The sequence below is a fragment of the Nocardioides nanhaiensis genome, assembly GCF_039542785.1.
GTDB lineage: Bacteria > Actinomycetota > Actinomycetes > Propionibacteriales > Nocardioidaceae > Nocardioides > Nocardioides nanhaiensis.
In genome coordinates this window covers 61,122-76,438 of the sequence record NZ_BAABIM010000001.1, presented here as the reverse complement: position 1 = coordinate 76,438, position 15,317 = coordinate 61,122, and the positions used below count along the sequence as shown (strand labels likewise).

The window sequence follows — 15,317 nt, the reverse complement described above, 5'->3', positions numbered from 1 at the left end:
GGTCGGGCGATCTGGTTCCGCCGACCCATCGCGTCGCTTGGCCTGACGCCCCGTCCCGCTTCTCGGAGGCACGCGCATGACCCAGATCGCCGATGCCTCCCCGCAGGAGGTGCCCCAGGAGGCCGATGCGCCTCGCGGCCGACCGCGGGAATGGTGGTGGCGGATCGCCGGTGTGCTCGCCCTGGCTGCGGTCCTCGGCGGCGGCTGGTGGTGGACGGCGAGCGAGGCCGCCTCGAACGAGGTGCTCATCCGGTTCGCGGGCGACCGTGCGTGTCGCGGCACCGAGGTGCTGCCGGCGGCGCCGGACCCGGACGGCAGCGACGAGTGGCTGCCGGCGCGCATCGTCGCCCGGGAGGGGATGCAGTGCACCGTGACCGTCGAGGTGGTCAACGGCTCCGAGCGCACTCTCACGCTGCAGCACGCGGATGCCTCGTTCGTCGGCCAGGACACCGGGACGGTCGTGGCGATGAGGCCCGAGATGACCAGCCCGGGCGAGGAACCGACGACCGGTCCGGGCCCCGACGACACGTCCGGCTTCCAGCTGGACGTGCGGATCGACCTGCTCGACCAGGTGGTGGAGCCTGGCGCCACGCGCACCTTCGCGATCGAGCTCGAGCACCACCCCGAGGGCTGCAGCGGAGGCGGGGGCGGGACCTTCAGCGTCCGCGGGTGGCCCCGGGTGACGTACTCGGTGCTCGGTCGCAGCCTGACCCGTCCAGCGGCCGACACCTTCGCGTTCCGGCAGCAGGGCCCCACGCCCGGCTGCCGGAGGATGTAGCGGCGCGCGTGCCGCTGGCCACCGGCTCGCTTGCTAGCGTGCGTCGGTGGCCGACCACCCCTACCGCGACCTGCCCCCGGAGGCGCTGTGGCGGCGCGCCGTCGCCGAGCGCAGCCCGCTGCACCTCGAGCACCTCTACCGGCCACGGTTCCCGCTGGGCCGCGAGACCCGGATCGCCGCGGCCGGCAGCTGCTTCGCGCAGCACATCGGGCGCCAGTTCAAGGAGCGCGGCTACGCCTTCCTGGACGCCGAGCCGGCGCCGCCGCTGCTCGAGGCCGGTGAGCGCGGGCGCTTCGGCTACGACATGTACTCGGCGCGTTACGGCAACCTGTACAGCGCGCGGCAGCTGCTGCAGCTGGTGCAGCGCGCCCAAGGAACCTTCACCCCGCTCGACGAGGCCTGGGAGGAGGGCGGGCGCTGGTTCGACCCGTTCCGGCCCACGATCGAGCCCGACGGGTTCGCCTCGCTGGAGGAGCTGCGGGCCGTGCGCGAGCACCACCTGGGCGCCGTCCGCTCGCTGCTGGAGCAGGCCGACGTCTTCGTCTTCACCTTCGGCCTGACCGAGGCGTGGATCGACACCCGCGACGGCGCCGTGCTGCCACTGTGCCCCGGCACCGCGCACGGCACCTTCGACCCCGAGCAGCACGCGTTCCACAACTTCTCCTGGCCCGAGGTGATGGGCGACTTCGAGGAGTTCATGCGGCTGGCGCGCGAGGTCAACCCGACCATGCGCTTCCTGGTGACCGTCTCCCCCGTGCCCCTGACGGCGACCGCCTCCGGCCAGCACGTGCTCACCGCCTCGGTGGCGTCGAAGTCGATCCTGCGCGCGGTGTGCGCCGAGCTGGTGGCCCGCCACGAGCACGTGGACTACTTCCCCTCCTACGAGCTGGTCACCTCCCACCCGATGCGCGCGATGTTCTTCGACCCCAACCTGCGCACCGTCGCGCCGCGCGGCGTCGCCCACGTGATGAGCACGTTCTTCGAGGCCCACGAGGGGACGGCGACCGCGGCGCCGACGCCTGCGTCGACTGGCCGCCCGGCACAGGTCCCCGTGCCGCACGAGGACGACGTCGTCTGCGACGAGGCCATCCTCGACACGTTCGGTGCCTGAGGTGGCCGACCTCCCCGACCACGCCCCGGTGACGATCACCGGCAACTCGCACGTGATCGCGCTGGCCCGCGCCGAGCGGCCGGCCGCGCTCACCCAGGCGCTGGGTGAGGTGCTGGTGTACCCCTGGGGCAACGGGCGGCACGAGAGCGAGGTGTTCACCCGTCGTGAGGGCGACGGCGTTGCGCTCACCGTGCCGCAGTACGCCACGGCCACCGAACGCCACACCGGCCACCCGCACCTGCGCCCCGACCGGCACTGGGTCGTGCTCGGCCCGGGTCACGCCGCCCGCACCTTCCGCGACCCCACCTGGCGCACCCACGCACCGGCGGCCCTGCGCCTGCCCGGGGTCGAGCCGGTGAGCGACGGCCTGCTCACCGCACTGCTCGAGCGCGACCAGCGCGGGCTGCGCGCGCTCTACCGCGACGCCCTGGCCGCGGGCCTGCAGGTCGTCGCGCTCAGCGCGCCACCGCCGCGCCGCGACCACCGGGCGATCACCGACGGCACCCCCGCCGCCGTCGTCGCGCACCTCGACACGACCGCCTACCGGCTCTGGGAGCGGTGGCTCGCGGCCGAGGGCGTGCCGCTCGTGCCGCGGCCCGCCGGCACCGCCGACGACGAGGGCTTCCTGCTGCCCGAGCTGGCGGCGCGCACGACCCCGCGCGGCACCCCCGACCACCACCACGCCAACGAGGCCTACGGTGCGCTGGCGCTCGCCGAGCTGGCGCGGACGATCGGCGGGGCTGCGCCGCTCGGGTGAGCCGTGGTGGTCACCGACGGGCGAGCCGGTGCGGGGGTGTCGACACGCTCGTCGCTGGCGCTCCCCACGGCTCAACCAGCGGACCTTGCTGAGAGCACTGCTCCGGGAGCAGTGCTCTCAGCCGAGGACTAGCGGACGCGCACCACGGGGGTCTCGTCCGCGACCGTGGTGGCGGTGGAGCGGACGAGGGCCACGTAGCTGGTGCGCTTGTCGCGGTTGCGGTCGCGCACCGAGAGCGTGGCGGTGCCGGTCTTGTCCAGGCGGCGGGTGGAGACAGCCACGCGGCGCTCGCCCTTCACCTTGTAGAGCACGACCTTCGCGCCGGCGGCGGCCTTCTGCGCGCGCACCTGGAGGGTGTCGTTGCGGGCGCCGCCCTCGGCCTCGGTGAGCCGGGAGGTCACCCGGGAGCCGAAGCGGACCACACCGGCGACCGAGCGGCCGTCGACGGCGTCGCTCACCCGGGCGGTGACCCGCGCCGTGCCCACCTGGGAGCCCACGAACGTGTAGCTGGCCTGGCCGCGCGCGCTGGTGGTGCGCGTGACCCGGGCCTCGCCGCCTCCGCTGTCCGGGCCGAACCGCAGGAACTGCACCTGCAGGCCGGGCACGGGGTTGCCGAGCTGGTCGACGACGGTCACCGTCTGCGTCACCGTGGAACCGGCGAGCACGGTGTCGGTGGCCGAGGACGCCATGGTGACCCGGGAGCGGGCGAAGTCGACGGCGTAGAACTCCGCATCCGCACGTCCGGTGGCCTCCGCGGTGCCGGCGACCGCCGTGCCCGCGGTGTCGGTGTAGAGGTAGGTGGGGGCGTCGGTCCAGGCCGCCGAGACCTCGATCGTGCCGGGCTCGAAGGAGACCACCCAGATGTCGCCGTTGTCGTCGAGGTCGCTCGGGTCGACGACGTCGTCGCTGTAGTCCCAGTCGTCGAGGTCGCCGTCGTAGGCCAGGTCGAGGGTCTGGCCGTCCACGGGGTTGCCGAACTGGTCGGTGGCGAGCACCTCGAAGTAGGTGCGGTTGCCGGCCAGGGACGGCGAGGTGGGGCCCACCTGCTCGCCGGCCGGGGACAGCTCGACCCGTACGCCGCCGTTGAGCGGGTTCGCGGTGCTCCAGCTCGCCTCGTCCTCACCGCTCACCGGGGTGGTGGACCCGGCGGTGGCCGTGAGCAGGGCGGTGGCCGCGCCGTCGTCGTCGAACTCCTCGTCGCGCTCGATGCCCACCAGGGCGGTGGCCCGGCCCTGCGCGTCGGTGGTGACGGTCAGCTCGGCACCCTGCTGCTCCCACACGCCGGCCTGCTCGCCGACCACCGGCGCCTCGGCGGGCGCGCCGGTGGAGAAGAAGCCGTGGTCGAGGCTCAGCACGACCTCCTGGCCGGCCACCGGGTCCGGTGCCGAGCCGGCGTCGTCGCCGTCGGGCGCCTCGACCAGCACGGTGGCCGTCTGCAGCACGCCCGGCGTGCCGGTGCCGAGACCGGTGACCGTCACGGTGGTGCCGGCAGGCGGCTCGGCGGCGCCGGCCGCCACGGCGGGCAGCACCGCGCCGGCCAGGCCGAGGGAGAGCGTGGCAGCGACCGCCAGGGGCAGGTAGCGCGGCGTCGGGATGGTGGTCATGGGGTCCTTCCGGATGGAGCGGGTGGTGGAGTGGAACAGGTGCGAGCAGTGCTGCCGGCGGCCGCTCATCGCGACTCGCAGACGAGGCTGCGCGGCCCCGGGTAGGAGGTGAGGCGCTCGTTCACGGGGATCGCCAGCTCCGCGGAGCCCACCGAGCCGCTGGCCCGGGCCAGCTCGCGCAGCGCCGCGACCATCGGCGAGGTGACGCGGTCGCGCACCCGGCCGGGCCCGTAGCCGGAGGAGCAGACCTTGAAGTAGCTGGTCCGCGCGGTCCAGTCGACCAGCCGGTCGCCCTGCACCCGGCGCTGGCCACCGCGGTCGCCCTGGTCGGCCTGCAGGGCGTCGGTGCCCGAGCCGCCGTAGAGCAGGTCGCGCCCGTTGAGGGTGCGGCGCAGCCCGTCGGTGTCGACCCGGGGAGCGGCCAGCTGCCACAGCGCCGGGTCGGTCCGGCGGCGCTTGGTGTCGAGGGAGTCCGCCCCCGCACCACCGAAGACGCGGTCGTGACCGACCCCGCCCCACAGGGCGTCGCTGCCGTCGCCGCCGAAGACGGCGTCGTCACCGGCACCGGCGTCGACGACGTCCTTGCCGGCACCGGCGTGGACGGCGTCGAGGCCGTCGCCGGCCAGCAGCAGGTCGTCGCCGCCCACGCCCGACTGGGTCAGGGTGACCACGCGCACCAGCGTGCCCCGCGGGCGCACCCGCTCGGCGAAGAAGCCGCCGTCGGCGCGCACCACCCGGTCGGGGGCACCGAGCAGCGCCACCGGGGTCGGGACGCTGCGGCCCTGGTCGCCCACCAGCGCGTCGTCGCCGGCGCCGCCCTCGAGCACGTCGCCGGGCACGCGGGTGCCCTGCCACAGCTGCTGGGGGCGCCTGCTCAGGGTGCTGTCGAGCTGCCCGTACAGGTCGTCGTCGCCGGCGCCGCCGGAGATCGCGTCGCTGCCGGCCCAGGGGCCGGGCACCTCGTCGGCCATCGCCACCTGGCGCACCCGGTGCGGGCCGGAGGCGCCGCCGTCGAGCACGCGGCCGATCCCCTCGCGGGTGATCCGGCCGTTGTCGCCGAGCACGACGTCGCGGGCGTCTCCGCCGCGCAGCGTGTCGCCGCCGTCGAGCAGGCCCGCCGCGCTGCGGTCGAGCATCCCGGCGAGCGGGGTGGAGATCCGGTCGGTGACCGTGCCGCCGCCCGAGCTGGAGACCACGACGCCGTCGGCCACCGAGCCGCCACCCACGAGGTCGTCCTCGTCGGCGCCGCCGTCGAGCAGGTCGGCGCCCACGTTGCCCTCGAGGTAGTCCTCGCCGTCCTGACCCTGCAGCTCGTCGTCGCCGGCCTGGCCGAACGCCAGGTCGCGGCCCTCGCCGGCCAGGATCGTGTCGCCGGCGCCCACCGTGACGGGCACCTGGCCCTCCCCGGTGACCGGGTCGAGCAGGCGCACCGTGCGCAGGGTGGTGCCGTCGGCACGCTCGTCCGGCGCATCGGCCGGCCGGGTCAGCACGCCGTTGTCGCCGAGCAGGACGTCGTCGCCCTCGGCGCCCTCGATCCGGTCGGTGCCGTCGAGCAGGCGCACCCCGAGGGAGAACACCAGCTGGCCGGAACCGACCAGGCGGGTGCCGTCGGCACCCAGGGGCCGGCCGTCGACCGCGGAGCCGCCGCCCAGCACGTCGTCGTCGCCCCCGCCCGCGGTCAGGGTGTCGCCACCCGCGCCGCCCTCGAGGTGGTCCTCGCCGGGACCGGTCACGACCTCGTCGTCGCCGCCCTGGCCGAAGACCCGGTCGCCGGTGCCCTCGGCGCTGCCGGTGGCGGGGCCACCGACGATCTCGTCGTCACCGCTCGTGCCGGCCGCCGGGTCGCCCAGGGTCGTGGCCAGGTCGTGCAGCTGCACGACCGGTCGGCCCGCGACCACCAGCACGGTGGCGTTGTCGCCCAGCAGCAGGTCGGGCGACGCCGAGGAGGCGGAGGCGTCGTCACCGTCGATGACGTCGTCGCCGTCGGGCTGCGTGCGGCCGAGGTCGAGCAGGCCCGCGAGCGTGCCACGACCGTCGGGGCTCAGCGAGGATCCGCCGATGACGACGTCGGCCGCGGAGCCGCCGACCAGGTCGTCGTCGCCCTCGTTGCCCTCGAGGTGGTCCGCGCCGGCGTCACCGGCGAGGTCGTCCTCGCCCAGCTGGCCGAGGAGTCGGTCCTCACCGCTGCCGCCCGTGAGGTCGTCGTCGCCGAAGACCCCGGCGCCGCTGGCGGTCGCCTCCGCGGCCCGCGCGAGGTGCCGCTGGCCCGTGGGCCGGGTGATCCGGCCGTTGTCGCCGAGCGCCCAGTCCGCGCCGCTGCCGCCGTCGATCTCGTCGGCACCGTCGAGCAGACCGGCTGCCGAGGAGTCCACCGGGCCGGCAGCCAGCGTCTGGGTGAGACGCAGGCCGTCGGTGCCCTGCGGGCGCCCCTGCGAGGAGGAGCCGCCGACGAGGTCGTCGTCGCCGTCGGAGCCGGCCATCCGGTCCGCGCCGCTGCCGCCCTCGAGGTAGTCCTCACCCGTGCCGCCGCCGACCACGTCGCCGCCGCCCTGCCCGAAGAGGAGGTCGTCGCCGCCGTCGCCGCTGATCGTGTCGCCGGCGCTGGTGCCGGCCGCGGGCGTCGAGGTGGCACTCGCGACGTCGTGGAGGGTCAGCTCGTAGTCCCCGCGAGCGGGGACGTAGGTGGGCAGCGCGTTGTCGCCCGACACCAGGTCGTCGCCGTCGACGGCGTCCGGACCCCCGTCACCGCGCAGCGCGTCGGCGCCGTCGGGCTGCCCGGCGCCGCCGGTGCGGGTGGTCGTGAACGGCACGAGCCGCGCCGTGCGGTCGTAGCTGGAGCCACCGACCACGACGTCGTCGCCGTCGTCGCCCCAGCCGAGGTCGGCACCGGGGCCGCCCTCCACCAGGTCGTCGTCCGGCCCGCCGCGCACCACGTCGTCACCCTGGGAGCCGAGCACCAGGTCGCAGTCCGCGCCACCGTAGAGCTCGTCGTAGGCGAGGGGGGTGCCGGGCGAGGCCACGGGGGTGCCCGGGGCGCCGTCCTCGCGGGCCAGGGTCACCCAGCGGGTGGGCTCCGCACCGGCGGCGACGCCGCACAGCATCGCGCTGCCGGCGAAGCGCCACGTGCTGCCCGTGCCGGCCTCGACGGCCTGCGGCAGCACGGGGTCGCCCGCCCACGAGGGCGTCGCGCCGGCCACGGCACCGACGACCTCCGTGGAGACCGCCACGCCGTTCTCGGCGACCAGCACGTCGGAGGAGGGGCCACCGAGAAGCACGTCCTGCCCGTCGGTGGCACCCGGGGTCTCGCCGCCGCCGACCAGGTCGTCGGCGCCCTCGTTGCCGCGCAGGCGGTCGTCGCCGTCGCCCCCGGCCAGGTGGTCGGCGCCCAGGCCGCCCACCAGCACGTCGTGGTGCGGGCCGCCGAGCAGCACGTCGGTGCCGCCGTCGCCCAGCACCAGGTCGTTGCCGTCGCCGCCGTCGGCCAGGTCGACGCCGTCGCCCAGCGCCAGGTGGTCCGAGCCGTTGCCGCCGCGCACGTCGTCGTCGCCGTCGCCGGCCAACACGCAGTCGCCGTCGGCGTTGCCCGCGTCGTCGATCATCGAGGCCAGCGGCACCGGGCCGGTGTCGTCGGCGTCGCCGCCCACCACGCCGTCGCGGTCGAGGTCGAGGTAGCCGTCCTTGACGACGACCTCGCCCGCCACGAGGCCGGTGAAGAAGTCGCTCGAGCCGAGCGCCCGCACCCGACCCTCGACCACCCGCAGGCCGGCCAGCTGGCCGGTGTCGGGGTCGAGCGCCTCGGTGGTGGTGGTGTCGGCCACGGCGAGGTCGCCGTTGAGGTCGACCAGGCCGCGCACCGCACGCGTGGTGGGGTTGCAGGCCAGCAGCCGCTCGGAGACCGAGGGGGCGGTGCCGCCGGAGGCCGGGGTGTCGCGGCCCTCGCCGTAGGCCAGGTCGTCGCCCTCGCTGCCCACGAGCAGGTCCGAGCCGTCGCCGCCGGCGAGCACGTCGTCGCCCTCGGCGCCGTCGAGGAAGTCGTCGCCGGCACCCTCGGCAGCGGTGCTGCCGGAGCCGCGCAGCGAGCCGTCGAGGACCCGCGGTCCGCTCGCCGCCGCGAGGTCGACGTCGTCACCGAAGACGACGTCGTCGCCCAGGCCCGCGTCGACCTGGTCGTCGCCGCTGCCGCCGCGCACCACGTCGGCGTTCTCGGCGCCGTCCACGGGCTCGACCGGTGCGGTCTGGTCCTCGCCGAGCAGCTCGGCGCCCGGGCCGTCGCCGGAGATGGCGTCGTCGCCCGCGCGGCCGCAGACCTCGTCCGGGCCGGCGCCGCCGTCCAGGACGTCGGCACCGTTGCTGCCCACGACCACGTCGGCCTCGGGGCCGCCGGTCACGACGTCGGTCTGCGCGGCACCGGTGAGCTCGGTGCCGGAGGTGCACAGCGCGTCGAGCTGCGCCTCGCCGGGCACCCGGGCCGTGGGCAGCGTCAGGTCGCGCGTCACGAACGTGGGCGCCTGGCCGACGGCGTCGCCCTGGACGAGGACGTCCACCGTGCGGGTGCCGTCGACGAACAGGTCGGCCATGGGGCCGGTGAGCGCTGCGGTGGGCTCACCGCCCACGACGGTGTCGGAGCCGTCGCCGCCGTCGACCAGGTCGGCGTCGGCGCCGCCGATCACGACGTCGCCGCTGTCGAAGCCCTCGCGCGCCTGGCGCAGGACGTCGGCCTCGCCGCCCGCCCTGGTCTGCACCAGCAGCTTGCGGACGTCGATCCCGGGGCCGCCGGCCAACCGGTCGGCGCCGCCCTCCCCGCGCACCCGGTCGGGGCCCGCGCCACCGGAGACGTCGTCGGCACCCTCGCCGCCGAGCACGTCGTCGCTACCGCTGCCTCCGACCACGGAGTCGTCGCCGGCTCCGCCGGTGGCGGAGTCGTCGCCCGCGCCGACGTCGATGCTGTCGGCCTCGCCCTCGCCGTCGACGCCGGAGTCGTCACCGGCACCGGTGACCAGCACGTCCTTGCCGGGGCCGCCGGTGAGCAGGGCGACGTCGGTGTCGAAGGGCGTCGTCTCGAGCTCGAGCTCGCCCTGGGCGTTCTCGGCGAAGTCCTCGCCGGTGAGGAAGGAGAGGGTGTCGTCCAGCTCGCCGCCGTCGGCCCGGAAGACGGGTCGCGTCGGCGAGGAGAGCGGGAGACCCTTCGGCGTCGCGGAGGCACCGGTGGCGGAGTCGTAGACCTGCACCTGCCAGCTCCCGCCGCTCGGCGTCACGTCGACGTTCTGCACGCGGCCGAAGGCGCTCACCTCGTAGCGGGTGGTGCCGCCACGCTTGAACTGGCGCACCTCGTACTCGTCGGCCACGTCGCTCGCGCCGGCGTACCGGCTGCCGGCCGCCTCACCGCTGGTGAGCGTGAGCACCGAGCCGTCGCCGTTCGCCGTCACCAGCGCGGGGGTGACGTCCTCGCAGCCGTAGCGGAACAGGGCGTAGGGGCCCAGCCGCAGGATGTCGAACTCGTACTCGAGGGAGGTGAAGAGCAGCTCGATCTCCACGAAGACCGCGATGAAGGCCTCGATGTCGCCGCTGGCGTCGAAGATGCAGGAGGCGTCGCCGTTGAGGCGGTCGCGGATCTCGGCGGTGCGCAGGCGCCCGCTGTCGTCGGGGTCGTTGAGGTCGAGCCCGATCGTGAGCGTGACGCCGCCCTTGAGCCCGGCCGAGACGATGCCGATCGAGACGCTCGCGCCGGCCTCGATGGTGGTGACCAGCTGGACCTCGGGCACGTCCTCGCCGTCCGCGTCGAGGTCGTCGAGGTAGAAGCCCTCGGTGATGACGCCGCCGTCGAAGTCGCCGTAGGCGGTCTTGAGCGCCTTGACGTCGCCGGGGTTGACGCCCTGCGCGGCGAGGGTCTGGGGGTAGGAGTCGAAGCCCATGGCCAGGCGGCCCTCGAGCGAGATGGACCCGCCGACGAACGGGACGATCGGCACGGGGCCGGCCATGATCGGGCCGAACTTGCGGCTGTAGGAGACCGACGCGGTCAGGGTGCCGAGGTCGAGCCGGAAGTAGGAGGCCTCGCCCTCGCCGGTCAGCAGGTTCATGATCTGGTCGGTGTCGGTGAGGAAGGGCAGCGAGAAGCCCGGCAGCTGACCGGTCACGCTCTTGGTGGTCTGGCTGATGTTGACCGACTTCTTGTTGTTGCGCTTGCCCTGCTGGGTCTCCTGCGCGGTCTGGCCGGCGGCGCCGCCGCCGGCGGCCTCGTCCTCGTCCTCGCACGGCTGCGGCTTGCCGACCGTGGTGGTGGAGCCGGTGGGCCGCGAGGTGGTGGTGCGGGTGACCTGGGTGCACTTCTCGTAGAGCGCCACGTCCTCGGGCTCGACCTCGATCAGCGAGGCCGCGCCGGCCACCGCCTCGAGCGGGACCTTGCCCTCGGGCTGGGCGAGGCCCGCGACGCCGGAGATCACGTCGGTGGCGCCGCCGATCAGGCCGATCACGCGGTGCGCCAGCTCCAGCTGGGGCTTCTTGGTGGCCTTCGAGGCGGTCTCGAGCAGGGTCAGCAGCGAGACCTCGCCCCCGCCCGCGAGCTCGGAGAGGTCGGAGATCACCGGGATCGGGCTGCGCAGCACGTCGACGACGTCGCGCACCGGCGCCAGGTAGGGGTCGACGACGGCGAACGGCGTGGCGATCGTGGAGAGCACCTTGCCGACGTCGAGCCGGACCTCGCCGTAGGTGACGGTGTCGAACTCGCCACCGCCGTCGGCCCCGGGCGTCCAGGGCAGGCCGAGGGCGCCGTCGAGGCCGAGCAGGCCGTCGAGGTCGAGGGTCTCGAAGGTGAGCTCCAGGCCCTCCTCGGGGTCCTGGCCGGGGGTGTCGGCGAAGGACGGCGTGGCGGTGAGCTCCCCGTCGTAGAGCTGGAAGAGGTCGTAGGTGCCCTCGGCGGGCGCGATCTCGATGGTGGTGTTCAGCGAGCCCGCGGCGGCACTGGTGGGCTTGATGGTCGCGGGCAGGTAGCCGACGATCGCCTCGATGCCGGCGCTGGGCATCTCGGCCTCGACGGTGGTGGAGAGCGTGTCTCCGGCCTCGACGACGACCTGCGGCCCGACGCCGCGGGTCAGCTGCAGGCTGATCGGCAGCGTCCACTCGGGGACGACCGTCGCGATCGGCTTGTCCGAGCGCACCTCGAGGCCGGCCAGGCCGGTCTGGAAGGGCACGGAGCCCTCGACGCGCTCGCCGGTCAGGGTGACGTCGACGCGCACCTGGTCCCAGCCGGTGCTGGTGTCGGTGAGGCAGGGCGTCGCCGGGGCGCCGGCGGCCGGGGCGGGGCAAGGCACGCACGCGACGCCGTTGCAGGTGACCTCGGCCGTCACGTCGGCGACCGCGACATCCACGAGCTCGTCGGTCTTGTTCACGGCGGTCACGACGGCGCCCTGGAGCGCCTCGTCCAGCTTGTCGCCCTCGGTCACGGTGGCGGGGATGGCGCGCAGGCTGGTGCGCAGCTCGCTGGTCAGGGTGGTGAGCGTCTCGGGCACCTCGGCGCCGGCGTCGAGGTCGGTGCCGATGAGCGGGGCGGAGATCGGGGTGCGCTCGACCGGGTCGAGGTTGCGCACCGCGGCGCCGTCCTGCGCCGAGCCGATCGCCGCGGCCAGGCCGTCGAGGCCCTCGGCCAGGAAGCGCACTTGCATCGGGTCCGGAGCGGCTGCGGCGGTGCCCGCGCCGCCGGAGGTCTCGGTGGCGTCGGCCTCGTAGGTGATGACGTCGTCGGTGCCGACGGCGAGCACGGCCACGGCGGCCTTCTGCTGGCCGCGGGTGCCGGTGCGGATGGTCTCGAGGGTGCCGTCGTCGTTCGTGGTCGTGGTGACCTGGACGCCCAGGCGGGCCTCGCTGGTGGTGGCGGGGTCGCCGGCGTCGTCGGCCTGCACGCGCAGCGCGGCGACGCCGGCCTGCAGCGGGCGGTTCTCGACGCCGGCGGGGCCGAGGTCGAGGGTCGCGGTGGAGGTGGTGCCGGTGTCGGTGCCCAGCGCGCTGCGGGCGGTGGCGGGGTCGATCTCGACGCCGAGGACGGTGGTGGACCCGACGGTGACGTCGAGGGTGTCCTGCTTGCCGGCGGCGTTGGTGCCGCTGGCGACGAGGCCACGGGTGTCGTCGTCGAGACGCAGGCCGGCCTCCTGCGTGCCGCCGGGCCTCGTGGCACCGAGCGAGACCTCCAGCTGGTCGCCCAGCTCGAAGCCCAGCGCGGGCGCCCAGCTGCGGCCGTCGCCGGTCTTGACGAGGGAGCCGACGGCGCGGCTCATCTCCTGCGCGCTCGAGACGGGAGGCAGGGTGCCGCCGCCCTGCAGCTGCTCGTCCTCGGTCGCCGCCGCGTCGAGCGCGGCGACGCCCTGGCGCAGCGCCTCGCGCTCGGTCGAGAGCTGGGCGGGGACGAGGTCGACCAGCGGCAGGCTGGTGGTCAGCTGGTCGGCGTCCAGCGCGCGCTGGCCGGTGAGGCCGTCGTCGGCCTGGCGGTCCAGGCGCGAGAGGGCGGAGGCGAAGCCCTCCACCACGGAGTCGCGGACGGCGTACGGGTCGCCGTCGACGACGGCCTGCACCTGCTCGCCGTCGGCCCAGATCGGCGTGCCGTCGGCCACCAGGCCGGTGCAGGTGAGGGTGTCGGTGTCCTCGATCACGACCGAGGGGCACGCGGCGCCCTGGCCGGTGACCTGGCGCAGCACCTCGACGGGGTCGCCGGCGTTCTGCGGGGCGGCGGCGTTGAGGAGCTCGTAGAGGGTGGTGCCGCCGAGCCCGGCGACGTCGAGGTGCACCTGGGTGGTGTCGCCGCTGCCGGTGACGCGCGCGGTGCCGGAGACGAAGCCCGCGGGCACGGGGTCGAAGACGCGCAGCGCGGTGTAGCCGGCGTCGGCCTCCACGGTGGGCAGGCCGGCGGGTCCCCAGCGCACGCTGACGGTGCCGGAGGCCCCCTCGGTGCCCGTGCTGACGGCGAAGCCGCCGTCGGGCAGCGGCTGCTCGGTGGCCTCCAGGCCCAGGGCGCCGGTGACGCGGGAGTCCAGGCTCAGCTGGTCGGCGTCGACGGTGCCGTCCTCGGCCACCAGGTCGCCCAGCGGCAACGCCGCGGTGGGCGAGCCGCCGCCGGGCACGACGCGGGTCAGCTCGACGGCGGGGCCGCCGGAGGCAACGCCCAGGTCCAGCTCGGTGAGGTCGGCCTCGACGCCGAGGAAGCCCACGCGGGCGGGCAGGTCGGTGACGGTGGCAGGGGGCGTGGCGCCCAGGCCGCCGATGCGCAGCAGGGAGGCGTCGGCGGGCAGCAGCACGGTCTCGCGCGGCTCGCCGGGCGCGGGGGTGTCGGTGCTGATGCCGAAGCCGACGTCGAAGGAGGCGTCGGTGGCCTCGACCTCGGCGCGCACCGGCTCGGGCTCGGGGGCACCCGGCGCGGTCGGGGGCTCGGCGTCCAGGCCGGTGAGGCCCACGAGCGCGCCCACGGTGCCGGGGTTGCCGATCGGGAGCCGGGCGGTGGCGGAGTCGTCGGAGATGTCGACGGCGACCCGCAGCTGACCGGTCTCGAGCGAGGCGGAGGCCTCGGAGTCGGCCAGGCCGTCGAGGCGGCGCACCACGTCCTGGACCGTGCGGGGCAGCGTGCGCCCGGCCATCGGCTGCCTCTTGAGGTCGAAGGTGACCTGCAGGTCCGGCTCGCCGTCGCCGCCCGTGACCACGACCGAGTCGGTGGGCTCGGGGCCGATCGCGCCGGCCGGGGTGGAGGCGAGGTCGCCGCCGTCGAGCAGCGTCCAGTCGACGTTGGTGGGTGAGGTACCCGGCGCGGTGACGGCCTGGCAGTAGACGGTGTCGCCGGGCGCGGCCACGCCGCTGGGCGGGCTTCCGGGCGAGACACCGCAGGTCACCTGGGCGGCCGCGGCCGACGTCAGCACCTCGAGCAGCCGGTCGCCGGGGGCGAACACGTCCGAGGTGCCGCCCGAGACCGAGGGGAAGGGCACGTCGGCAGCGTCTTGGAGGGCCAGCACGGTGCCGGTGTACTGCGCCAGCGCCGAGATACCGTCCACGACGGTCAGGCTCGTCGCCTGGGTCAGCGCAGCGCCGGCGTCCTCGAGCACGGGCTTGGCGGGCCACGCCTGGCCGGGGTCGGCCGGGTCGGTCTCGGTGGTCAGGGTGCCGGTGCGGGCGGCGTCCGGGCTGTCGGGGCTCGGGAGGGAGTCCGGCAGCTCGACGTCGAGGTCGACGTCCAGACGGTCGGCGTCGGCGTCGGTCTCGACGCGGAAGAGGTCGGGGAGCGTGGAGTAGCGCAGGTCCTCGAGGGTCAGCAGGCTGCGGCCATCGGGGTCGCGCATCGTGATCGTCTGCTCGCGGTGCACCGCGTAGGTGCCGCCCGTGACCTCGAGCTCGGTGAAGCCCTTGCGGGCACCGAACGGGTCCACCTCGGGCTTGCGCACGTCGACGACGAGCTCCATGACGGGCTGGCTGGTGAGCGCGGTGCGCAGCAGCGGGTCGTCCTGGCTGGGGTCGACCGAGACGACGAAGGGCTTCGTGGTGCGCAACGAGACCGTGAGGCGCCCGGCCGAGGCGCCCCCGCCCAGGCGCAGGTCGCCGTCGTCATGGGTGAGGGTCAGGTCCCGCTCGCCCTCGGCCTCGAAGGAGAACTTGATGCGCTGGGCGGTGCTGCCGGGGGCGACGGTGACGCCCTCGATCCGGTCCAGCGCGGAGCGCAGGTCGCCGGTGCCGCTCAGCGCCGCGTCGACGCCCTCCACGAGGGTGCCCTCGAGGTCGAGCACGTCGGCGGGCGAGACGGTGGTGAGCGGCAGCCGCGAGGCCAGCTGCGGGGTCTGGCCGACCGCGGAGATGGCGCCGGCCAGGGCGATGACGCCCTGCCGCATGGCGGTCGCGTCGCTCACCGGGGCGGCGGCCGCGGCGGGGGCTGCGACGGCCGCAGTGCCGCCACTGCCCACCACGCCGACCACCACGAGTGCTCCGCTGAGCGCGCCGATGACGGCGCGACGACCACGACGGGCGATGCCGCTGCTCACGAGTTCCTTCCCCGGACCTCGCCTGGCGCGATGCCCCCCGGGGCAGGTGTCTAGTGCATGGCGC

General features: G+C 75.4%; 5 protein-coding genes. 3 read left to right on the top strand and 2 right to left on the bottom strand.

Annotation, left to right across the window (positions count from 1 at the left end):
- Positions 1-76 precede the first annotated feature (76 nt).
- From ABD948_RS00300 to ABD948_RS00290, 3 genes are read left to right on the top strand one after another with little or no spacing between them, the layout of a single operon-like run.
- Positions 77-778, top strand: a complete 702-nt coding sequence (locus tag ABD948_RS00300) for a hypothetical protein (protein WP_345262038.1) — start codon at positions 77-79, stop codon at positions 776-778.
- Between the two features lie 46 nt (positions 779-824).
- A complete protein-coding gene (locus tag ABD948_RS00295; protein WP_345262037.1) occupies positions 825-1,889 on the top strand; it encodes a GSCFA domain-containing protein in 1,065 nt (354 codons plus the stop codon).
- Position 1,890: 1 nt separating this feature from the next.
- Positions 1,891-2,646 carry a hypothetical protein gene (locus tag ABD948_RS00290; RefSeq protein WP_345262036.1) on the top strand — a complete coding sequence of 252 codons (756 nt, stop codon included), beginning with the start codon at positions 1,891-1,893 and terminating at the stop codon, positions 2,644-2,646.
- Positions 2,647-2,774: 128 nt separating this feature from the next.
- Here ABD948_RS00290 and ABD948_RS00285 read toward each other — a convergent pair whose 3' ends face one another.
- Together ABD948_RS00285 and ABD948_RS00280 are read right to left on the bottom strand one after the other, a co-directional pair.
- Positions 2,775-4,319 (bottom strand): Ig-like domain-containing protein, encoded by a 1,545-nt coding sequence (locus ABD948_RS00285; protein ID WP_345262035.1) that lies wholly within the window; start codon positions 4,317-4,319, stop codon positions 2,775-2,777.
- Entirely contained in the window at positions 4,316-15,253 is a 10,938-nt protein-coding gene (locus tag ABD948_RS00280) for a calcium-binding protein (protein ID WP_345262034.1), read from the bottom strand. The genes ABD948_RS00285 and ABD948_RS00280 overlap by 4 nt, the downstream gene beginning before the upstream one ends.
- Between the last annotated feature and the right edge of the window lie 64 nt (positions 15,254-15,317).

Coding starts and splice junctions, on each gene's coding strand:
- ABD948_RS00285 (WP_345262035.1), bottom strand. CDS start 4,319: ATGAGCGGCCGCCGGCAGCACTGCTCGCACCTGTTCCACTCCACCACC.
- ABD948_RS00300 (WP_345262038.1), top strand. CDS start 77: ATGACCCAGATCGCCGATGCCTCCCCGCAGGAGGTGCCCCAGGAGGCC.